This window comes from Exiguobacterium sp. s59 (genome assembly GCF_018617475.1).
Lineage (GTDB): Bacteria > Bacillota > Bacilli > Exiguobacteriales > Exiguobacteriaceae > Exiguobacterium > Exiguobacterium aestuarii.
Genome location: NZ_JACSKG010000005.1, coordinates 78720 through 98310, shown reverse-complemented (window position 1 = coordinate 98310; position 19591 = coordinate 78720). Strand labels below are relative to the sequence as shown.

The window sequence follows — 19591 nt, the reverse complement described above, 5'->3', positions numbered from 1 at the left end:
CAAATTAGTACGCCAGTCCGACTGACTCCCTTATATGTTCATCCTCTTCGATGGCGTGAAGCATGAACTGGGCGACATCTGCCCGTGAGATGTGCTTCCCGTTCTCTGGCACCTCATCGATGGCCGTGCGGTACGTTGAAGTACGCGGACCGTCTGTCAATTGCATCGGTCGCACAATCGTATAATCGAATGACGAGTTGCGCCATAAGTCCACGGCTGCCCGATGATCGCGGAGCGGTTTCCGGAGCATGAACGTGATGGCTTTCCCCGCAAGTCCCGGAATCTCATTGTCGATACCCGCTGAAGCCAAATAGATGACGCGTGAGATGCCATTCGCCTTCATCGCTGGGACGAGTTTGTCCGTGACACTCGCTAAAAAGTCTGGGTCGCTCAAGTCCGTTCCGAGGCAACTGACGACCGCATCATGACCATGCATCGCTTCCGTTAACGCATCGATGTTATATAAGTCGCCTTCGATGATTTCGAGTTGTGGGGTCCGAATCAGCTTTTTCTGTTCACGTACGAACGCGGTGACGTCATGACCGTGCTCGATGGCTTGATCGATGAATTGATGTCCGGTCCGACCGGTTGCGCCTAATACGAATAACTTCATAAGGGCAGGGCTCCTCTCTCATATCCAATACATACAGTATACAGCAGTTTCAGAAAAATCGAACATTTCACCGTTTGATTCCAACCTATTGCAATTCTCGTCAGCTCGTCTACAATAAAGTTTATCTTATATAAATAGATTCGCACTCGTATATCAGCGGAAATATGGTCCGCAAGTCTCTACCGAACTACCGTAAATGGTTCGACTACGGGTGGCGCTTGTCGTATGCTGTCGTTGATTTCCATGCGGTTCGTTGCCTCCCGATGAGGGGTGACGAATCGCATTTTTTTATGGAGGGAAAACAATGAAGCAATTAGAAGACAAAATCCGTGAAGAGGGTCGGGCGCTATCTGACCAAGTACTGAAGGTCGACGCCTTCTTGAATCATCAAGTCGATCCCGTACTCATGCAAGCCATCGGCAAAGAGTTTGCGGAGCGTTTTAAAGACGCTAACATCGACCGAATCGTCACCCTCGAATCGAGCGGAATCGCTCCGGCGATGATGACGGCGCTCGAGATGGGAATCCCGTTCGTATTCGCTCGTAAACGGAAATCGCTGACACTACAAGACGACCTCGTCGAAGCGGACGTATATTCCTTTACAAAACAAGAGACGAACCGTATCAGCTTGAGCCGACGCTTCGTCTTACCAGGTGAACGCGTCCTCGTCATCGACGATTTCCTCGCCAATGGCGAGGCGGCACTCGGATTGACACAACTCGTGGAGGCGGCAGGTGCGAAGGTCGCGGGTGTTGGTATCGTCATCGAAAAGTCGTTCCAACCAGGACGTGATAAATTGATCGAGCGTGGCTATCACGTCGAATCGTTGGCACGTATCGCAAAATTAGAGAAAGACCATATCACATTCGTGGAGGTCGCGCGATGAATACATTCAAGACGGCAAGTTTAGGGTTTCAACATCTACTCGCCATGTATACGGGAGCAGCGATTGTACCGCTCATCGTTGGAGGCGCCATCGGTCTTGGGCCGACCGAGCTCGCTTATCTCGTAGCGATTGATTTATTCATGTGTGGGGTGGCGACGTTGTTACAAGTATGGACGACACGCTTCACGGGTGTCGGATTACCGGTCGTCCTCGGATGTACGTTCACGGCGGTCGGTCCGATGATTGCGATTGGAAGCGCAAATGGAATTACAGCCATTTACGGCGCATTGATTGCGAGCGGATTGATTGTCATCCTCATTTCTGGCTTTGTCGGGAAGTTGGCACGCTTCTTCCCACCGGTCGTTCTCGGTTCGGTCGTGACCATTATCGGTCTATCGCTGATCCCGGTCGCTATCAACGATATTGGTGGCGGGATGCCAGGGGAACCTGGATTCGCATCCATGCAAAATCTCGGATTAGGTGGTTTGACGATTTTACTCATTCTCATCTTGAACCGTGTCGGTACTGTCTTCACACGTGCCGCTGCTGTCCTCTTTGCCGTACTCATCGGAACGGGGGTCGCCGCTTCGCTTGGTCTCGTGGACTTCAGTCCTGTCCGTGAAGCCAGTTGGTTCCAAATGGTTCAACCGTTCTACTTTGGGATGCCGACATTCGATGTGTCCGCCATCCTCGTCATGACGCTCGTCGCCATCATCTCGATGATTGAATCGACTGGTGTGTTCTTGGCGCTCAGTGACATCACGAAAAAGCCAATCGGTGCAAAAGAATTGACGAAAGGGTATCGTGCGGAAGGCGTCGCGACGATTCTCGGAGGAATTTTCAACAGCTTCCCATACACGACGTTCAGTCAAAACGTTGGATTGGTCCAATTGTCGGGTGTGAAATCTCGTCGCGTCATCTTCTGGACAGGCGGATTACTTATCTTGCTCGGATTCCTCCCGAAAGTGGCCACGTTCACAACGTTGATTCCAAAACCCGTTTTAGGCGGAGCGATGCTCGTCATGTTCGGAACAGTTGCTGCTTCCGGTATTCGTATTCTCAGTCAGGTTGATTTTGCAAAAAATGAGAACTTGATTACGATCGCACTCTCGATTGGCGTCGGGCTCGGCATTACGGCAAACCCGGCTATCGTCGCGAACATGCCGGAATGGCTTCAATTGTTCACAGATAGCGCCATCGTAGCAGGTTCGTTCACAGCGCTCCTCTTGAACGGTTTCTTCCGCATGATGGACCGTTTCCGTCCCACGACGATTATTGCCGAGGAACGGCAAGTCAGCTAGACTGAAGGAAATAGTAGTCTAGGAGGAGTCATGAATGGGGAAAACTGCACTTGTCGTAGGCGCGACCGGCTTGATTGGCCGCGAATTGGTAGAACAGTTGTTAGAAAGTGACCGTTATGAGGCGGTCTGGATTGTCGTCCGTCGCTCGAAGCGTTGGAGTCATCCGAAGTTACACGAGGTCGTCGGCTTCGAGGAGATGGATGCGGCACTTCCACACATCGATGACGTATACTGTGCACTCGGTACGACGATTGCGGTCGCCGGCTCGCAAGAGGCGTTCAAACAAGTTGATTTGGAGTTGCCGCTTGAAGTCGCTCGTGTCGCCAAAGCACACGGTGCGACACGCTATGCGGTCGTATCGGCACAAGGCGCATCGTTACGTTCGTCTTTCTTTTACAACCGGGTAAAAGGGGAGCTCGAAAACGGATTGCGCATCTTCAACTTCCATCATCTCATTATCGCGCGTCCGTCGTTGTTACTGGGAGAGCGTGATTCATTCCGACTCGGTGAGAAAGCGGCCGAGGTCGTCAGTCGGCCGTTCCAGTCGCTGTTGGTGGAAAAGGCACCGGAAGTCGCACCGATTCAAGCGCTGCATGTTGCGCGTGCGTTGATCATGGCGTCTGAAGAAGGTGAAGGCATCGAAGTATTGACGTCGGGGATGATGCAGAGGATGAGCCGATGAACCCATTGACGAAGAAACGAACGAAAGCGGTCCTGATCGATAGTGTGATCGCAGGTATCGTCAGCGTTGGTGTGGAACAACTCGTGCGCAAGAAAGTGAAGAGTGAGTTTGTGCATGCGGTCGTCACACCAACCTTGCTGACGTACGCGATGGAAGCCTGTCAAATGCGTCGAGGTGGACAAACGATCGGTTATAAACTGATGGGACTCGAGTTAAAAAATGACGACGGCACCGATGTCACGGCGAAACAGGCGCTACAGCGCGCCTTATATCGAGATACGTTGTCAGCGGTTCGGTACTGGAAAGACCGTGAGCATTTTGAACAAGAAGAAGGCGCCGTGTTACCGCACGATGCCCGTTACCATATGTATGTACGTGAAAAGAACTGACCGATTGGGTCAGTTCTTTTTTCAATCCTTGATTTTACTTAAAATGGCCGTCGTCAAAGCGACGATTGTGCCGAGGACGAGTCCGTTTGAAAAGACGGTCGCAAGGAGCGGCGGTAAATCATTCATCGAACCGGGTGGCAAGAGCATCGCTCCGGCACCGATCACGAGCGGAAGCCCGACCGTGAGAGAAGCCGTCGATTGTTTTAATTCGAAGGCGGCCTCATTGATTCCGATGATGATCATCGTCGCGATAAGTGGTGTCACGATCGCATAGCCGACAGCGGCTGGAATGCTCGCGATTAACGAGACGAATGGACCGATGAGTGCCAACCCCATCATGAGGGTGTGGGCGATCAAGTGAGGCGCACGCTGGACGCTCTCCGTCGAAGAGAGGAAACCGGCCGTCCCTGAGATGGCGACAGGACCCGGTGTACCGAACAGACCGGCCACGATTTGACTGATTCCACTGGCGACACCAGACGCAGGAACGTTCCCTTTGATTTCTCGTTTTTCACGAGAGCTGACAATCCGTTCAATTAATTTGATGTTCGCGAGTACATTCGTCATGAGAAGCAAGGTGATGACGAAAGCCGTCGGCAACAAGTTCCAATCCCATACCCAGTTTCCGAACGGAAGAAGTTCAGGGACGAGGAAGAAGGATTCTGAACGAACGATTGGGTTTCCGAGGTCGAGTAAATGAAACAGACCGAATCCAACAAATAGCGTCATGACGAGTCCGTATTGTTTGAAGCGACTTTGCTCGAGGGTGAGCGCGAACAAGACTAGACCAGCCGTCGCGACGGCTTGGACGATGTTGATTCCGTCTTCCGTCACCCCGAAGCCCCCTTTAATGACGGCCCCTGATAACTGGAGGACGAGTAAAATCATATAGACGCCGAGCACTTGTGGTGTAAACAGGGAAAGCATTCGTCTTAAAATACCGGTGACGGTCAACAACACACCAAGGATCCCACTCAAGAACAACATAAATCCGAGTGCCTGCAACGTCTCTTGCTGACTTCCGTATAGGGCTGGACCGATGGATGCGTATAAGGTGAAGACGCCCCACCAAATGCCGGCAGGACCTTCGAGTATCGGGAGGCGGTGTCCGAGCAACGTTTGGACGATGCTAAAGAGTGCGAAAATGAAGAGTGAGCGGGATATGAAGGTCATCGTCTCATCTGGTGACAGTTCAAATAATGCGGCGATGGAGAGTGGTGGTACAATATTTGTAGCTAAAATAAAAATAAACCACTGAATCGTCGTGGTTACATTACTTCTGGTCATGGTGTCCCCCTGATCATGCTTTTTCTTATTAGTGTAACGTTATGATGAAGTGGATGCAAATGGAGGCTATATAATGAAGAAATTCTTCAAGTGGACAGGACTGATTGTATTAGGATTGCTTGTCGTCGCAATCGCCGGCTTTTTGATTTGGACACAGTTCACGTACGGACCGACCGATGAAGCGACACAGTATGCGGAAGAAGGAAAAGTGGTCGACAACCGTCTCGAGTTTGGAGATACGACGAGTGAAATCGGCATCATTCTTTATCCAGGAGCAAAAGTCGAGAAGGAGGCATATGCTTATTACGGTACACGATTAGCGGAAGAAGGAGTCTTCGTTGCGATTCCGTCGCTTCGTCTCAACTTAGGCATTTTAGATATCGACGCGGCGGCCCCGATCATCGAGGCACATCCGGAGATCGAACGCTGGATCGTGGCCGGTCATTCCCTCGGAGGTTCGGCGGCATCGGGGTATGCACTTGAGCATCAAGAGTTGGTGGAGGGTGTCATTTTCCTCGCCTCGTATCCGATCAGTTCGATGGTCGACAGCGACTTACGCGTATTATCGATCTCGGGTGAATTGGATGGGCTAGCTGTACCAGAAGATATCGAGGCAAGTCGAAGTGATCTTCCTGAAGATAGTCAATTCGTGCAAATCGAAGGCGGGAACCATGCGAACTTCGGGATGTATGGTCCACAAAAAGGAGATCAGGAAAGTCCGCTCACATCGAAAGAACAATTAGATGAAGTCCTTTCAGCGATTCTTGAATGGTTATGAAAAAACGTGCGCACCTGCATCGAGGTGCGCACGTTTTAGCGTTGGTCGAGCGAATAACTGACTGCGGTCAACCCGGCTGTGACGAGGGCGACCAAGCCGCCGACGAGCGCGAGTGTCATGATAGGGCTCGTCGCATAGACGACACCACCGAGAGCGGAACCGAGTCCAATTCCGACGTTACTCGCCACGGGCATAAGTGACGAGGCGAGACCTTTGGCGTTCGGGTTGAACTTCTCCGCCAAATCAATCAAATAAATTTGAGTTGATGTCGTCAATAAAATGGCCATGAACGACATGAGCGCGATGTTGAGAAGACCTAGCATCACATTCGACGTCGTCACAAATAATGCGGCTAATACGAACGCTTGGACGAGAAAGACGAACCGTAAGCGTCCGATTGGATTGTGACTAGCAATCTTTCCAGCAGCAATGTTACTGAAGATCGAAATGAATCCGTATGCGAATAGGATCGGACTGACCCAGGCGACCGGTACGCCCAGTACATCTTTTAAAATCGGTACGAGATACGTGTACACGACATACGTTGCCCCGAAACCGAACGCCGGAATCAAGAAGGCAATCAAGATGCGAGGGTTCGTCAGCAATGCCAATTGTTCGCGAAGTGATGCTTTTTCTTGAGACAGTTGATTCGGCAAGACACGATAAATCGCGATCCAAGCGACTGCACCGAGTGTGGTCGTCAACCAAAACGTTGACTCCCAGCCTGCCTGTTGACCGATAAACGTCCCAATTGGAACACCGAACACGTTGGCCATCGTGAACCCACCAAAAATAAAGGACACCGCGACACCACGCTTCGCCGGAGGGACACTCTCACTGGCAACGAGCATGGCAAGCGAGATCAACACGCCAGTGACGACGGCCGTCAACATGCGTAAGATGAGTAGCCACTCATATATCGGTGCCAGGCTGCTCAGTAAGTTCAGGACAGTGAACAAAATGGTCAGACCAAGCATCAATTTACGTTTCGGAAGATGGCTCGTCAATGACATCATAATTGGCGTGCCGATGGCAAAACTGATGGCGAATGCCGATACGAGACTACCGGCCGTCGCAATCGAGATGGCTAAACCGGTTGCGATGTCAGGCAAAATTCCGACAATGACAAATTCACTCGTTCCGAGAACGAAGGTTAATAAGGATAAGGATAAAACTAAAGTCCAGTCGCTTCGACTGAGCGAGCTTGTCTTCATAATCAAACACTTCTTTCTAGTTCATTCATTAGTAGTTAGACATCAGTCTTCTATCACGTTACAAGATTTTCTCCAAAAGAAAAACCCTTTTCTCCCAACTAGGAAGAAAAAGGTGAATTAGCGCCAAAACACGGTCGCTTCGACACCGGCGTGGTCAGAAACGATAGGACCGTTCTCTCCGTCAAAGACGACGGCATGGCGTGAAACGTGAATTGGGGCGTTCGTCAGCATCAAGTCGATGCGGAGCGATTTCTTGTTTTCATCCCATCCGGCGATCTTCCCCTGAACGGTCGCATCACCTTCGCGTTCGGTCGCAAGATGGAACAAATCTTGGAGTCCGTTCTCCATCAAATAATCGTATCCTTCTCCTCGGAGGAAAGCATCGTTATTGAAGTCGCCGAGTAGAAGCGCATGGTCGTCATGCTCGACGCGACGCAGCAGTTCATCGAGTTGATGTTTCACCGGTTCTTCTTCGTCATGCCACCACCCGAGGTGACACGAGTAGACGGTCGTCGGAGCATCTGCTCCTTCGATGACGGCTTTGACAATCTTGCGGGACTTGTAATTGTCTGGGTCCGTCGTCTTTGATACGAAGAACGATTCTGTTGATAGGAACGGTTTACGTGACAGGATGGCGACGCCTTCCTCATAAATATCATATCCGTAATGGGCAAAATCCCATGTCATATGGTAGTGGACGTCCAACTCTTTCAGACGTTCGACGAGGACGTGTGCAAAGTTGTTCTCGCGGATATTCCCATAGATGAGGGGGGCCTCTTTATGTTGATTGACTTCTTGAAGCGCAATGAGATCGTACTCTTCACTCGCAATGCGTTCGACGATGGCATCGATTTTCTCTTGTTGACGGTCTTCTAACCAGGCGTGACAATTGAGCGTTAAGATATTCACGATAGTCCTCCTTTAGAAAAAAGGCCAACTCTCGAGCGAGTTGGCCAGTAGATTATGCACCGATGACGTCTTGAATGTCTGATTTCAATACGTCGGCTTTCGGGCCATAGATGGCTTGGACTCCACGGTCTTTCACAATGAGACCCATGGCGCCATTTTTCTTCCATTCTTGTTCGTCAGAGACGAGTGTGACGTCTTTGACAGTCACGCGAAGGCGAGTCATACATGCATCGACATCTTCAATGTTTTCTTCCCCACCGAGAAGTGCGATAATCCCCATGACTTGTTCGTTACCTGTCACAGATGACTTCTCTGTCGTCTCTTCCATGTAGTTTCCGTTACGTCCTGGTGTCGGCAAGTTCATCTTCTTGATGAAGAAGTTGAACACACCGAAGTTGAGGAAGAAGAACGCTACAGAGACGAGAACGAAGTTGATCAAGTCTTGAAGAAGTCCCGCTTTGACGATCATCGGGATGCGCGTCAATAGTTCGATCGCACCGAAAGCATGGACGCGTAGGTCAATGATGTCTGCCAATGCGAAAGCGGCACCTGCCATGAGTGCGTAAACGACGTAAAGTACTGGAGCCACGAACATGAACATGAACTCGATTGGTTCCGTGACACCTGTCAAGAAGACAGCGAGTCCAGCTGACAAGAACATCGGCTTGTATTGTGCTTTCTTCTCAGCATCGACGTTACGGTACATCGCATACGCGGCACCAATCAAAGCAGCGAATGACAAGATGACTTGACCGACTTTGAAGCGGGCAGGAACGACATCAGCGAGAAGAGCATTGTATGCAGCTGTATCACCAGCAGCACGCAAGTTAACGAGATCCGTCACCCATGCCAACCAGAGCGGGTCTTGCCCGGCAACGACCGACCCTGCTGTTGCGCCTGTTAAAATCGTATATGTTCCACCGAGCTCCGTGTAGTTCATTGGAACCGTGAGCATGTGGTGTAAACCGAACGGCAAGAGGAGACGTTCGAGCGCGCCGTAAATGAACGGGGCGAGGACTGGTGCCGTGTTACGTGATGTGGCGATCCACTCACCAAAGCTGTTGAGCGCACCTTGGATTGTTGGCCATACAATCGATAGAACGATGGCAGCAACGACTGAGCCAAGGATGACGACAAATGGTACGAAGCGCTTTCCGTTGAAGAACGAGAGGGCGTTCGGTAACTTGTTGAAGTTGTAGAAACGGTTGTATAGTGCACCACCAAGGAAACCGGCGATGATCCCGACGAACACACCCATGTTGAGGGCTGGTGAGCCGAGTACAGATGTGAAGTAGTCAGCGACGACAAGGTTTGCACCGAAGAGTGACTCGATTGTCGCTTCCGGATCTTGAAGCATGGCACCGTTGACACCGAAGATGGCACCTGTGACACGGTTAATCAAGATGAAGGCGAGAAGTGCTGCGAACGCACCGCCTGCACGATCTTTTGCCCACGAACCACCAATCGCGACTGCGAAGAGGATATGTAAGTTGACGATGATGCCCCAACCTAAATCTTCAATAATGCGAGCTGTTGTTAATAAAATACCGACATCTCCGGCTGACATTCCAATCAATTTACCGATGGAAATCATTAAACCGGCAGCTGGCATAACGGCGATGACGACCATCAAGGCCTTACCGAGTTTTTGCCAGAAATCGAATGAGATCAATTGTTTCATGCTATACGCTTCCTTCCTGTGAGGGAGTTTTATCTATTTTTGTGTTTACCAATAGTGCAATCGCTTGCATAAATGATTGTAATCGATTGCATAAATTCATGCAACCGTTTTCCCTATTTTCATTTGTTTTCATTCTTTGATGGGAAACAACATGTATGAGGCGAACTTGTCAGCCGAATCGAATCTAGCTACAATATGATAGGTTGAAGGGAGCGAGAAAGATGGGTTGGAGACAGACTACATCTGCTTTGACGAAGGATGAGCAGATTGAATTAAAAGAAGAGTTATTACAGAAGGGCGTGTTGAAGGAAGACGATCTTCCTCTATATGAGATGCTCATGCCAGACCGTATCAAACGGATGTATGAAGTGTTGAATACACGAACGAACCATATCACGATTTTGACGGAAGGTGTGGACGATCCGCACAACCAATCCGCCGTGTTGCGTTCGGCCGATGCGTTCGGGGTACAAACCTTACACGTCGTCGAAGGGCGAGCGAAGTTCAAACCGAACTCGATTATCGCAAAAAGTGCCGACCGTTGGGTGGACGTCGTGGAACACGGGTCGATTGAAGAAGCGATTGATGCTTTAAAACAAGACGGCTATCAAGTGTATGCGACGGCATTAAGCGAAGAGGCAATCCCGCTCGAAGAGGTGGATGTGTCGAAGCCGACGGTTCTTCTATTTGGGAATGAACATAGCGGCGTTTCGGAGGCGGCGCTCAACAAGGCGGACGGAAACTTTGTCATTCCGATGCAAGGATACGTACAAAGTTTGAACATCTCAGTCGCCGCTGCGATCTCCTTATATGATGTTACGACACGGTCACGCCATATCGTGACGGATGGCTATGAACTGCCTGTCGAGGATCAAGCGCGCATCTTCAAAGATTGGATGGTCAAGAGTTTACCGAAGCGTACGCTCGGGCTTTATAAACAAAAAGGTGTCACGGCTTTCGAACGGGAGACAGGAAATTCGGAATGAACGGCGAAAAGAACAGACGTACGGAATCTTTGTCCAGAAACTGAAAGGGGATGGCACGATGAGTACGACGAGTTCATTTATCGTAAAAGATGTGACGAACAACTTTAAAGATTTTGAAGAGGATTTCTTCCGACTGTATCGCACGCTGTATGGCGATCTCGATCAGTTGCGTTTCAAAGAACGCCTGTATCGACACGCTAACCCGTTAGTGCTCTTAGCTTTCTCAGAAGAGCAATTGGTCGGTTTTAAAATCGGTTATGAGGCAGAGCCTTATCGATTTTATAGCTGGGCGGGTGGGGTACACTCAGACTTTCAAAAGCATGGCATCGGTCGCAAGCTGATGGACACGCAACTCGAATGGGTCGAAGCGCAAGGGTTCCATTCGATTCGGACGAAAGCGCGCAATACGAACAAAGGGGTCATCATCTTGAACCTCCTTTGCGGATATGACATCATGGGCGCCTACACAGAAGATGGCGAGCCACGCATCATGATGGAGAAACAATTGAACAGTTGAATGGATGCCGCGGTCGAATGATCGCGGTTTTTTGGTGAAACCGATTCGACTGAATGAACGTACATAAAGAAAAAGGGGGAATTTGAAATGACAGTTTTTGGATTTGGAGGAGATCCGTTTAGTGACTCCATGGGGGACTCATTCTTTACCGGAGTGTTCGCTGTGTTTCCCATCGTGTTCATGGTTATCTTCGGTCTCATTATTTTTGCGTTCGTTAAAACGATTTTTCATCATTCTAAAACATCGAGCACGTTGAAAGACTTGCAACGATTCGCCTCGCAGCTCGCCGATGATCCAGACGATGACACGGCCGAGCGATTGGCAGACTATTTACAGAGTGTTGATTCCTTCTCCATTGAACGGACACGGATGGAACCGTTCCGTGTCGCGCTCGGGTGCTATCAATTGGTGATGGAGTCGAGATCCGTTCGCGAAGAGACGAAAGAGCGGGTTGATCGCCAATACAAGCGTCTCGGCATTTTAGATGGGGAAAAATTTGCTGACGAAGCACCGCCACGTCGACGTTCTTCTTCATCGAGTCATCATGATATCCACCACAACCACCATGACCATATGTAAAAAAGCGAAGGGATTCCTTCGCTTTTTTACATATATCGTGAAGCATCAAAGTCAATGTCGGTCTGATAGCGTACGGCCTGAATGGCACTTTCGATTCGAATAGCGCGCTTTTTAATATCGCGTGCCTTCAAGCGATAAAGCTCTGGATCGTATAAGGCGTGTTTAATCACGGTAACCCCATGCACATATTCTTTCTTCGGACGAAGTGACAGTTTTTCATAAAGCTTCGCCTGGACACGCAACTGAATGGCGAGTTCGATGGCCTCTACGAGCGGGAGTGGACCGTCATGCGTTTCGACGACGGCTCGGACGTTCGCCTCTTGAATCAAGCGGTCGAGTTGACGTAAGTCTAACCGGATGTGTTCAAGTTCCATCTCGATGTCTTGGAGCGAACGGGACTGAATCGTCGGAATAGACTCATTCGCTTGAAGCGAGATGAATGCCACGTGTTCAATCTCTTCGGTCAATGTATCGATTTGCTCATGGAGCAACTGTTTTAACGTTAGGGCATCTGCAAGGTTCATATCGATTTCCTCCTTCTGCTTTCTCTAACCGTACCATATCAAGGTGACTGAAAAAAGATGGATGACATCTCAGATTGCGGGAATAAAACAAAATAGAAAGGAGGAGGGACGATGAAGAAATGGAAAGCACAATGGATGATTGCACTCGTCCTACTCCTGTTCGGGACGGCGACGTTCCTTTACCAGTGGATTGATGTCAGTCCAGGCGATATCCGGGACTATATCATTCGATTCGGTTGGTTAGCTCCTTTAATTTACATCCTCTTGTTCACCGTGCGTCCGCTCATCCTGTTTCCGACGTCCGTCTTATCGGTCGCCGGCGGTTTGGCGTTCGGGATCTTACCGGGTGTCGTCTATACCGTCATCGGGGCGACACTGAGTGCTCTCGTCGCGTATTACGTGGCCATCTATTTCGGCGATCGTTTCTTGCATCACTTCGAATCGAAGAACTATGAAGCCATTCAGCACAAAATCGAAGAGGACGGATTCTTTTATGTACTCATCTTACGTCTCATCCCACTCGTCAATTTCGATTTGGTCAGCTATGCTTCCGGGTTGGCAAAAGTGAAAGTACCAGCTTATCTGTTTGCGACCGTCGTCGGTATGATTCCTGGGGCGTTCGCGAACAATTTTCTCGGAAGCAGCATCGCGAGCGGAGATTGGACGCTGATTGCATTGGCGTTCGGAATCATGCTCGTGCTGACGCTCATCGCGACCGTGTTCCGTGAACCGATCAAACGACAGATTCATCGCTATCAAAAAAAGTAGGCGACTCCGTTTGGAGCGCCTACTTTTCGATTAACGGTTGTCGACCGTCTCAGGGTAGAGGTCATGGTTGAACAGGCGATGTTCTGCCATTTTTTCGTACTTCGTACCCGGTTTTCCGTAGTTGTAGTACGGGTCGATTGAGATACCGCCACGTGGTGTGAATTTCCCCCACACTTCAAGATAGCGCGGTTCCATCAATTTCACGAGATCTTTCCCGATGACGTTGATGCAGTTCTCGTGGAAGTCACCGTGGTTTCGGAAGCTGAACAAATACAACTTCAACGACTTCGACTCGACGAGTTTCTCATCCGGGATATACGAGATGTAGATGGTTGCGAAGTCCGGTTGGTTCGTGATCGGGCACAGGGACGTAAATTCCGGTGCGTTGAATTTGACGAAGTAGTCGTTCTCCGGGTGACGGTTCGGGAACGCCTCGAGGACGTCTGGTGTGTATTCAAAAATATAAGGGACGCTCTTCTGTCCTAGGAGCGAGAGGTCTTGTAAGTCTTCTGGTCTCATGATTATTCTCCTTACACGCCACGTTCGTTGGCGTACAGTAATGTGTGTAGTTGTGGCAGGACGCGGACGCTTTGCCACGATGGGTCGCGTGCGACGTCTTCCCATAGTTGTTTTAAACGACGGAGCTGGGCATCGGTGATGTCTCCATCAGCCCCGGGCTCCGGGTTACCGGCAGACAAATACATGACGTCCGGTGAATAGCGTTGCTGCACGTCTTTCGCATAGGCGAGATCCACTTCATCGAAGACGGCGACTTTAAATGTCGTCTGTTCCGGGCGCAATCGATTGACGATGTCGTCCAGTTGTTCCCAATTCGTCTTCATACCGGATGATGGGGGTTTCGGACTGAGGGTCACGTCGTCGATTTGTGTAAGCCAGTCCTGATAACGACTGCCCTGTGTCTCGACGGCGAGTGTGACGCCACGTTCTTTCAACTTCACGACGAGGTCTTCCATGGCCGCAATCAGGAGCGGGTTACCACCGGAAATGGTGACGTAATCGTACATGCCAAGTGCGTCAAGGCGTGCAATCACCTCGTCGGCCGTCAACATGTCCGGTTTTTCTGAACCGTCCCATGTGAAGGCGGAATCGCACCACGAACAGCGATAATCGCAACCGGCGGTCCGGACGAACATCGTCTTCTGCCCGATGGCACGTCCTTCTCCTTGGAAGGTCGGTCCGAACACTTCTAAAACTGGGATTTTCACGATTCCACCAACCATTCACGGCGGAACTCTGCGTACGACGTCGGCGTTTCATATAGACGCACGAACTCGACACGGACGTCTCGTTCATTCGGTAAATGCGTCGCCAGCTGTTCAAAAATCCAATAGCACATGTTTTCTGCAGTCGTATTCATATAAGGGAGTGACTCGTTCAAATAGCGATGATCGAGATAAGGCTCAAGCTCTTCTTTGAAGATCTTTTTCAAGTCACCAAAGTCGAGTGTCATGCCGCGATTGTCGAGAAAGCCGCTGACACCCATCTGGAGCTTATACGTATGACCATGGAGGGCACGACATTTGCCGTCATAATCAAAAAGATGGTGCGCCGCATCGAACGTCACTTCTTTGACGATTTGAACGCGATGCGGGCAATAGATGAGCGACCCTTCTTGTTTCGATTCGACACTGGTTGGGGCGAGGAACGGAGCATGTTTCATACGCGCACCTCCTCATAAGCTGTGAGTCCGTTTTGGCGAAGCTTACACGCTGGACATTCACCACAGCCTGAACCGATGACACCGTTGTAGCAAGTGAGCGTGCGTTCTTTGACGTAGTCAAATGCACCGAGCTCGTCGGCGAGTGCCCACGTCTCTTTTTTATCGAGCCACATGAGCGGTGTGTCGATGACAAATGGATAGTCCATCGCTAAGTTGAGTGTCACGTTGAGTGATTTAATGAATTGGTCTCGGCAATCCGGGTAACCTGAAAAGTCCGTTTCACATACACCGGTCACGATGTGATGCATACCGAGTTGTTTGGCCATGACGGCCGCAAATGATAAAAAGAGATGGTTGCGTCCATCGACGAACGTATTTGGGACGTCCGCATTGTCGATGTCGAGATCGTGTCTCGTGAGCGCGTTTGATGTGAGTTGTCCGAGTAGGGACAAGTCGAGGATGTGGTGTGGGACATCGAGTTCTGCCGCGATTTCTTTTGCGACTTCGATTTCCGCATCATGGCGTTGACCATATGCGAACGTCACCGCCTCCACATGGGAGAATTGTTGTTTTGCCCAAAATAGACAAGTCGTTGAATCTTGGCCACCACTAAAGACGACCAATGCTTTTTCGTGTTGCATGAAGCACACTTCCTTTTCGCTAGTTTTGATGTCGGAGGAGGTTACGAACTCCGGAGGTCACCCTCAAGCATATAATTTATCATAAAAAGGCGTTTGACAGGGAGAAAGGAAGCGAGTATAGTAAAAAACATCACTGACATGCTTTTGTGCATAAAAGCGTTTAAGCGGTTAGGCGAAATAATAAATAATCAGGATATAACGAAAGGAGGGGACGTCGATGCAGATGAAAGGAAAAGAAGCTGTATTCGTCGTGTTGATGAGCGGGATCACCTTGCTCGCACTGATGTTTTTGGCCAAAGCGACGCCACATATGGCGATTTTTGGCACAATGGTAATGGTAGGTGGATACGCGTATTATCGTTCACGCGACTTCAAACAGATTGAAACGGCGATGATCAACGGGATTCGTGAAGCCATCATGCCGGTGTTGATTTTGTTGTTGATAGGGATGCTCATCGGAGTATGGCAAATGTCCGGGACGGTCGCGACGATCCTCTCTATCGGTTTAAATACAATTTCCGCTGAATGGTTCTTACCGAGTGTCTTATTGATTACGATGATCGTATCGACATTCACAGGAAGTGCGTTTACAACAGTCGGAACGGTCGGTGTCGCCTTGTTCGGAATCGGGACGGCACTAGGAATCTCGCCAGCGCTCGCTGCAGGTGCCATCGTCTCGGGGGCCCTCTTCGGAGACAAGATGAGCCCATTGTCGGACACGACAAACTTTGCGCCAGCAGTGGCGGGCGTCAAATTGTTCGATCACATTCGCTTCATGATGGGGACAACGATTCCAGCGTTCATCATCACACTGATTTTATTCACGTTCCTCGGTCGAAGCGGTCAAAGTGCTGACACGACACAAATCGCAGAGGCGCAAGCCGCATTAAGTGGACGTTTCAACCTCTCGTGGCTCACATTGATCGCTCCTGTCCTTGTCGCAGTGCTCGCGTTCCGCCGGATGCCGGTCTTGCCGACGATGCTCGTCGGAATGTTTGCCGGTGTGTTGACGGCTGGTTTCGTTCAGGGCAACTGGAGCATCTCGAACTGGCTCGGTGTCATGCAGTCTGGATTCAAGTCAGGTGTAGAGAATGAGACAATTGCGACGGTGCTCGATCGTGGTGGTCTTGAGTCGATGCTCTGGTCGGTCAGTCTCGTCTTGATCGCCCTCGCATTCGGTGGCTTGTTACGTGAACTCGGTGTGTTCCAAGCAATCGTTGAATCGTTGCTCGAGCGTTTGAAATCACCAGGAAGCTCGGTTCTCTCGGTCGTCCTCAGCTCGATCGGTGTCAACTTGCTCGCAGGAGAACAGTACTTGTCGATTCTCTTGCCAGGTCAGGCGTTCAAACAAGGCTTTATCGATCGTGGGATTGACCCACGCTATTTGTCACGGGCACTTGAGGATGGCGGGACTGTGATCAACCCGCTCATTCCATGGGGTGTCTCCGGAGCATTCTTCGCAGCGACACTCGGTGTACCTGTATTGGAGTACGCACCATTTGCGTTCTTCCTCTGGCTCAGCCCGGTCTTCTCTGTCATCTTGGGATACATCCGATTGGGGAAGCAACGTGAATCACTTAAAATCGCATCATAATGTCAAGGTGTCCTGCTATGCAGGGCATCTTTTTTGTATGCACCATATGACTTTTGAGAAAATAGGAAAAACGGAGGTGGAACCATGAAGCGGCTCGATTTGGCATTTTATGAACAACCGACACTCGATTTGGCACGTGCCTTGCTCGGACAATATTTGGTGAGGCGACATCCGGAAGGTGATATCATCGCGAAGATTGTCGAGACAGAGGCTTATCTCGGTGCCATCGACCGAGCGGCACATAGTTTCGGAGGACGTCGAACGAAGCGGACAGAAGTCATGTTCGGAAAACCCGGGCATGTGTACACGTATCAAATGCATACACACACGCTCCTGAACGTTGTCAGTGGTCCGGTGGGCACACCGGAAGCCGTCTTGATTCGAGCCGTTGAGCCGATTCAAGGGCAGACTTCCATTGCGGTGAATCGTCCTGGGGTGAAGCGATATGACCAGACGAACGGACCTGGTAAGTTGACGAAAGCGTTAGGAATCACGATGGATTTATACGGACATTCGTTCCAACAAGACCCGCTCTACATCGCTGAAGGTGAGACAGGAATCGTTGTCGAGGCGGGTCCTCGCGTCGGCATTCCGAATACAGGCGAGGCGCGTGACTACCCGTATCGTTTTTTTGAACGCGACAATCCGTACGTCTCGAAGTTCCGTTGAATGCATGCAGTGATGTTTAAGTGATTCATGCCAGTGGAACAGTCCCTATGTGCATAAAACAAACAGAGGGAGTGTTTTTGAAATGGCAAAAGTAGCAACGCTCATTACAGATATGTTTGAGGATGTAGAATTCACGGGACCTCGTGACGCATTAGTGGATGCGGGGCATGACGTCGTGACAATCGAGAAGAAAGCAGGCAACACGGTAGAAGGGAAGCAAGGCGAGGCGAAAGTGAACATCGATCAATCGATTGATGACGTATCGCCAGAAGATTTCGATGCCCTTCTCTTACCGGGTGGGTTCTCACCTGACTTATTGCGAGAAGACGAGCGTTTCGTCTCGTTCGCCAAAGCATTCATGGACGCGAAGAAACCTGTGTTTGCCATCTGTCACGGACCACAGCTGTTGATTACGGCGAAGACGCTAGAAGGTCGTGACGCGACCGGCTACAAATCGATTAAAGTCGATATGGAGTATGCTGGGGCCAAGTATGCGGACAAAGAAGTCGTCGTCTGTCAGAACCAACTCGTGACGAGCCGTCAACCGGACGATATCCCGGCGTTCAATCGCGAGATTCTCAACTTATTGAAATAACACGTCAACCACGGGATGAATCTCGTGGTTTTTTTGTGTTTTCGGGAATAGAAAGGTAAGGAGGAGATTCAAATGCGAAAACGAGCACGTTCTCCAAGTTAAGTTCGTCGAAACGTTGTCCGATTAGGGTGGGTTCGTTGGTTTGAAGGGTTGATTCCTGCTTACGTAATTGAACGTCTATTTTGGGAATCACGAGGAATCACCATTCAGGAAGTCGTCTATTTAGAGATGGTGTATGCGCTCATCATCGTACTGCTAGAAGTACCGACTGGCGTATGGGCGGACCATACGGCACGGCGTCGACTCGTCCAAATCGGTGTCGGATTAGAGTGGCTGTCGTTTGTCGTCATCTTGTATTCGTTCACGTTCACCGGTTTCTTTGTCGCCATCAGTTGTTCAGCCGTTGGGTCAGTCATTCGAAGTGGGGCAGAGAATGCTTTGCTGTATGAATCGTTACAGGAAAGTCATGACGCTTCGTCATTCGAACAGGTACTTGGAAGGTTGAACGCGATTGGAATCTTGTCAGCTGTTACAGCGGCATTGAGCGGAAGTGTGTTGGCTCAGTACCTTCCTTTGGACTGGAACTACAAGCTCTCCATCGTAAGTCTATTGATTGCGACCGTCTGTAGCCAATTTCTCGTCGAACCGACGCAACGAGAGATGGAAGAGCGTTTGACGTGGCGGCATTTGTTCAAAGGGTTTCAATTCGTTTGGTCGAACAAATCACTTCGGCATGTCACAATCAGCTTTTTGGCGGCGGTATCCGCCTTCAACTTTATCGATGAGTTTTGGCAACTATACGCACGCGATGTGTCCGTTCCGATTTATTGGTTCGGTGTCATTTCAAGCGGATTACTCTTGATTCAGTTGCCTGGGCAACTGTTCGCAGGAACCATCGCACGTTTTGCACCATCAGAACGTTGGTTGAAACGATTCGGTTGGATGATGGGTGGTGGATTTCTTGTCATCGGGCTATTCCCGAATCCAATCGGGATTGGTGTGATGGGGCTGTTGGCTCTTCTCTATGGGACGATGGAGCCACTCTATTACGGTCTGTTGCACCATCAGGTCCCTTCATCCATTCGAGCGACGACAGAATCATCCGTGTCGATGTTATGGCATCTCGGTATCCTCTTATTTGGGGTTGTCTTTATCATAGGGACGACAGGGTCACTATTTTTGGCGTTTTCAATCATTGGGGTCGTTGTTTGGATCGTTCATGCGACTCACCCGTAATCACTACAGGCATGGGCCATAAGCCATGCCTGTTTTTACGTCTTAAGACGGACGAAAGATG

23 protein-coding genes and 1 riboswitch are annotated in these 19591 nt (G+C 50.1%); of the genes, 13 read left to right on the top strand and 10 right to left on the bottom strand.

Annotated elements, in window-relative coordinates:
- Positions 1-4 precede the first annotated feature (4 nt).
- Positions 5-613: an NAD(P)-dependent oxidoreductase gene (locus KNO91_RS10985; RefSeq protein WP_214817925.1), complete on the bottom strand. Its 609-nt coding sequence runs from the start codon at positions 611-613 to the stop codon at positions 5-7.
- A gap of 126 nt (positions 614-739) precedes the next feature.
- Positions 740-841: riboswitch (purine riboswitch) on the top strand.
- Between the two features lie 76 nt (positions 842-917).
- Between KNO91_RS10985 and KNO91_RS10980 the strand changes: the two genes are divergently transcribed.
- The 4 genes from KNO91_RS10980 to KNO91_RS10965 are packed head-to-tail and all read left to right on the top strand — an operon-like array spanning position 918 to position 3871.
- Entirely contained in the window at positions 918-1499 is a 582-nt protein-coding gene (locus KNO91_RS10980) for a xanthine phosphoribosyltransferase (protein WP_214817924.1), read from the top strand.
- Complete coding sequence (locus tag KNO91_RS10975) at positions 1496-2800, top strand: nucleobase:cation symporter-2 family protein (protein WP_214817922.1); 1305 nt, start codon at positions 1496-1498, stop codon at positions 2798-2800. The genes KNO91_RS10980 and KNO91_RS10975 overlap by 4 nt, the downstream gene beginning before the upstream one ends.
- Before the next feature lie 34 nt (positions 2801-2834).
- Positions 2835-3482: an NAD(P)H-binding protein gene (locus tag KNO91_RS10970; RefSeq protein ID WP_214790286.1), complete on the top strand. Its 648-nt coding sequence runs from the start codon at positions 2835-2837 to the stop codon at positions 3480-3482.
- Positions 3479-3871: an RDD family protein gene (locus KNO91_RS10965; RefSeq protein WP_214817921.1), complete on the top strand. Its 393-nt coding sequence runs from the start codon at positions 3479-3481 to the stop codon at positions 3869-3871. The genes KNO91_RS10970 and KNO91_RS10965 overlap by 4 nt, the downstream gene beginning before the upstream one ends.
- Before the next feature lie 21 nt (positions 3872-3892).
- On the opposite strand, the gene KNO91_RS10960 is transcribed toward KNO91_RS10965, so the two are convergent.
- Complete coding sequence (locus KNO91_RS10960; RefSeq protein WP_214790290.1) at positions 3893-5158, bottom strand: purine/pyrimidine permease; 1266 nt, start codon at positions 5156-5158, stop codon at positions 3893-3895.
- 73 nt (positions 5159-5231) lie between these two features.
- Here KNO91_RS10960 and KNO91_RS10955 point away from each other — a divergent pair, with 73 nt between their 5' ends.
- A complete protein-coding gene (locus tag KNO91_RS10955) occupies positions 5232-5936 on the top strand; it encodes an alpha/beta hydrolase (protein WP_214790292.1) in 705 nt (234 codons plus the stop codon).
- Between the two features lie 35 nt (positions 5937-5971).
- Here the strand turns inward: KNO91_RS10955 and KNO91_RS10950 are convergent, their stop codons facing one another.
- The 3 genes from KNO91_RS10950 to KNO91_RS10940 all read right to left on the bottom strand — a co-directional run bounded on the left by KNO91_RS10950 (position 5972) and on the right by KNO91_RS10940 (position 9740).
- Positions 5972-7150, bottom strand: a complete 1179-nt coding sequence (locus KNO91_RS10950; protein WP_214817920.1) for an MFS transporter — start codon at positions 7148-7150, stop codon at positions 5972-5974.
- Between the two features lie 117 nt (positions 7151-7267).
- On the bottom strand, positions 7268-8059 hold the full coding sequence (locus tag KNO91_RS10945) for an endonuclease/exonuclease/phosphatase family protein (RefSeq protein ID WP_214796061.1): 792 nt from the start codon (positions 8057-8059) through the stop codon (positions 7268-7270).
- A 52-nt stretch (positions 8060-8111) separates the two neighbouring features.
- The gene (locus KNO91_RS10940) at positions 8112-9740 is read right to left on the bottom strand and encodes a PTS transporter subunit IIBC (protein WP_214817919.1); all 1629 of its coding nucleotides are present in this window, start codon (positions 9738-9740) and stop codon (positions 8112-8114) included.
- A gap of 221 nt (positions 9741-9961) precedes the next feature.
- Between KNO91_RS10940 and KNO91_RS10935 the strand changes: the two genes are divergently transcribed.
- From KNO91_RS10935 to KNO91_RS10925, 3 genes are all read left to right on the top strand, one after another.
- The gene (locus KNO91_RS10935; RefSeq protein WP_214796065.1) at positions 9962-10726 is read left to right on the top strand and encodes a TrmH family RNA methyltransferase; all 765 of its coding nucleotides are present in this window, start codon (positions 9962-9964) and stop codon (positions 10724-10726) included.
- A 58-nt stretch (positions 10727-10784) separates the two neighbouring features.
- On the top strand, positions 10785-11243 hold the full coding sequence (locus tag KNO91_RS10930; protein WP_353047464.1) for a GNAT family N-acetyltransferase: 459 nt from the start codon (positions 10785-10787) through the stop codon (positions 11241-11243).
- Positions 11244-11330: 87 nt separating this feature from the next.
- Complete coding sequence (locus tag KNO91_RS10925; protein ID WP_214796069.1) at positions 11331-11822, top strand: hypothetical protein; 492 nt, start codon at positions 11331-11333, stop codon at positions 11820-11822.
- A 26-nt stretch (positions 11823-11848) separates the two neighbouring features.
- Here KNO91_RS10925 and KNO91_RS10920 read toward each other — a convergent pair whose 3' ends face one another.
- Positions 11849-12346: a hypothetical protein gene (locus KNO91_RS10920; protein ID WP_214796071.1), complete on the bottom strand. Its 498-nt coding sequence runs from the start codon at positions 12344-12346 to the stop codon at positions 11849-11851.
- A gap of 111 nt (positions 12347-12457) precedes the next feature.
- Between KNO91_RS10920 and KNO91_RS10915 the strand changes: the two genes are divergently transcribed.
- Positions 12458-13114, top strand: coding sequence for a TVP38/TMEM64 family protein (locus tag KNO91_RS10915; protein ID WP_214796073.1), 657 nt, complete (start codon positions 12458-12460; stop codon positions 13112-13114).
- Between the two features lie 30 nt (positions 13115-13144).
- On the opposite strand, the gene queF is transcribed toward KNO91_RS10915, so the two are convergent.
- Genes queF through queC form a run of 4 tightly spaced genes read right to left on the bottom strand, consistent with a single transcriptional unit; the run spans position 13145 to position 15436 of the window.
- Entirely contained in the window at positions 13145-13633 is a 489-nt protein-coding gene (gene queF, locus KNO91_RS10910; RefSeq protein WP_015880473.1) for a preQ(1) synthase, read from the bottom strand.
- Between the two features lie 11 nt (positions 13634-13644).
- Positions 13645-14355 (bottom strand): 7-carboxy-7-deazaguanine synthase QueE, encoded by a 711-nt coding sequence (gene queE / locus KNO91_RS10905; RefSeq protein WP_214817917.1) that lies wholly within the window; start codon positions 14353-14355, stop codon positions 13645-13647.
- Positions 14337-14795, bottom strand: a complete 459-nt coding sequence (queD, locus tag KNO91_RS10900) for a 6-carboxytetrahydropterin synthase QueD (protein WP_015880475.1) — start codon at positions 14793-14795, stop codon at positions 14337-14339. The genes queE and queD overlap by 19 nt, the downstream gene beginning before the upstream one ends.
- Positions 14792-15436, bottom strand: a complete 645-nt coding sequence (gene queC, locus KNO91_RS10895) for a 7-cyano-7-deazaguanine synthase QueC (RefSeq protein WP_015880476.1) — start codon at positions 15434-15436, stop codon at positions 14792-14794. The genes queD and queC overlap by 4 nt, the downstream gene beginning before the upstream one ends.
- Positions 15437-15653: 217 nt before the next feature.
- Here queC and nhaC point away from each other — a divergent pair, with 217 nt between their 5' ends.
- The 4 genes from nhaC (at position 15654) to KNO91_RS10875 (ending at position 19530) form a co-directional block, all read left to right on the top strand.
- On the top strand, positions 15654-17030 hold the full coding sequence (gene nhaC / locus KNO91_RS10890; RefSeq protein WP_214817915.1) for a Na+/H+ antiporter NhaC: 1377 nt from the start codon (positions 15654-15656) through the stop codon (positions 17028-17030).
- 84 nt (positions 17031-17114) lie between these two features.
- Entirely contained in the window at positions 17115-17699 is a 585-nt protein-coding gene (locus tag KNO91_RS10885) for a DNA-3-methyladenine glycosylase (protein ID WP_214817913.1), read from the top strand.
- Positions 17700-17781: 82 nt separating this feature from the next.
- Positions 17782-18294: a type 1 glutamine amidotransferase domain-containing protein gene (locus KNO91_RS10880; protein ID WP_026824537.1), complete on the top strand. Its 513-nt coding sequence runs from the start codon at positions 17782-17784 to the stop codon at positions 18292-18294.
- Positions 18295-18444: 150 nt separating this feature from the next.
- A complete protein-coding gene (locus KNO91_RS10875) occupies positions 18445-19530 on the top strand; it encodes an MFS transporter (protein WP_251126633.1) in 1086 nt (361 codons plus the stop codon).
- Positions 19531-19591 lie beyond the last annotated feature (61 nt).

Excerpts from the sequence above, each read along its gene's own strand:
- KNO91_RS10975 (WP_214817922.1), top strand. The coding sequence starts at position 1,496 with ATGAATACATTCAAGACGGCAAGTTTAGGGTTTCAACATCTACTCGCC.
- KNO91_RS10925 (WP_214796069.1), top strand. The coding sequence starts at position 11,331 with ATGACAGTTTTTGGATTTGGAGGAGATCCGTTTAGTGACTCCATGGGG.
- KNO91_RS10915 (WP_214796073.1), top strand. The coding sequence starts at position 12,458 with ATGAAGAAATGGAAAGCACAATGGATGATTGCACTCGTCCTACTCCTG.
- KNO91_RS10985 (WP_214817925.1), bottom strand. The coding sequence starts at position 613 with ATGAAGTTATTCGTATTAGGCGCAACCGGTCGGACCGGACATCAATTC.
- KNO91_RS10980 (WP_214817924.1), top strand. The coding sequence starts at position 918 with ATGAAGCAATTAGAAGACAAAATCCGTGAAGAGGGTCGGGCGCTATCT.
- KNO91_RS10960 (WP_214790290.1), bottom strand. The coding sequence starts at position 5,158 with ATGACCAGAAGTAATGTAACCACGACGATTCAGTGGTTTATTTTTATT.
- KNO91_RS10955 (WP_214790292.1), top strand. The coding sequence starts at position 5,232 with ATGAAGAAATTCTTCAAGTGGACAGGACTGATTGTATTAGGATTGCTT.
- KNO91_RS10920 (WP_214796071.1), bottom strand. The coding sequence starts at position 12,346 with ATGAACCTTGCAGATGCCCTAACGTTAAAACAGTTGCTCCATGAGCAA.
- KNO91_RS10885 (WP_214817913.1), top strand. The coding sequence starts at position 17,115 with ATGAAGCGGCTCGATTTGGCATTTTATGAACAACCGACACTCGATTTG.
- KNO91_RS10880 (WP_026824537.1), top strand. The coding sequence starts at position 17,782 with ATGGCAAAAGTAGCAACGCTCATTACAGATATGTTTGAGGATGTAGAA.
- KNO91_RS10930 (WP_353047464.1), top strand. The coding sequence starts at position 10,785 with ATGAGTACGACGAGTTCATTTATCGTAAAAGATGTGACGAACAACTTT.
- KNO91_RS10950 (WP_214817920.1), bottom strand. The coding sequence starts at position 7,150 with ATGAAGACAAGCTCGCTCAGTCGAAGCGACTGGACTTTAGTTTTATCC.
- queC (WP_015880476.1), bottom strand. The coding sequence starts at position 15,436 with ATGCAACACGAAAAAGCATTGGTCGTCTTTAGTGGTGGCCAAGATTCA.
- nhaC (WP_214817915.1), top strand. The coding sequence starts at position 15,654 with ATGCAGATGAAAGGAAAAGAAGCTGTATTCGTCGTGTTGATGAGCGGG.
- queD (WP_015880475.1), bottom strand. The coding sequence starts at position 14,795 with ATGAAACATGCTCCGTTCCTCGCCCCAACCAGTGTCGAATCGAAACAA.
- KNO91_RS10970 (WP_214790286.1), top strand. The coding sequence starts at position 2,835 with ATGGGGAAAACTGCACTTGTCGTAGGCGCGACCGGCTTGATTGGCCGC.
- KNO91_RS10940 (WP_214817919.1), bottom strand. The coding sequence starts at position 9,740 with ATGAAACAATTGATCTCATTCGATTTCTGGCAAAAACTCGGTAAGGCC.
- queE (WP_214817917.1), bottom strand. The coding sequence starts at position 14,355 with ATGGTTGGTGGAATCGTGAAAATCCCAGTTTTAGAAGTGTTCGGACCG.
- queF (WP_015880473.1), bottom strand. The coding sequence starts at position 13,633 with ATGAGACCAGAAGACTTACAAGACCTCTCGCTCCTAGGACAGAAGAGC.
- KNO91_RS10935 (WP_214796065.1), top strand. The coding sequence starts at position 9,962 with ATGGGTTGGAGACAGACTACATCTGCTTTGACGAAGGATGAGCAGATT.
- KNO91_RS10965 (WP_214817921.1), top strand. The coding sequence starts at position 3,479 with ATGAACCCATTGACGAAGAAACGAACGAAAGCGGTCCTGATCGATAGT.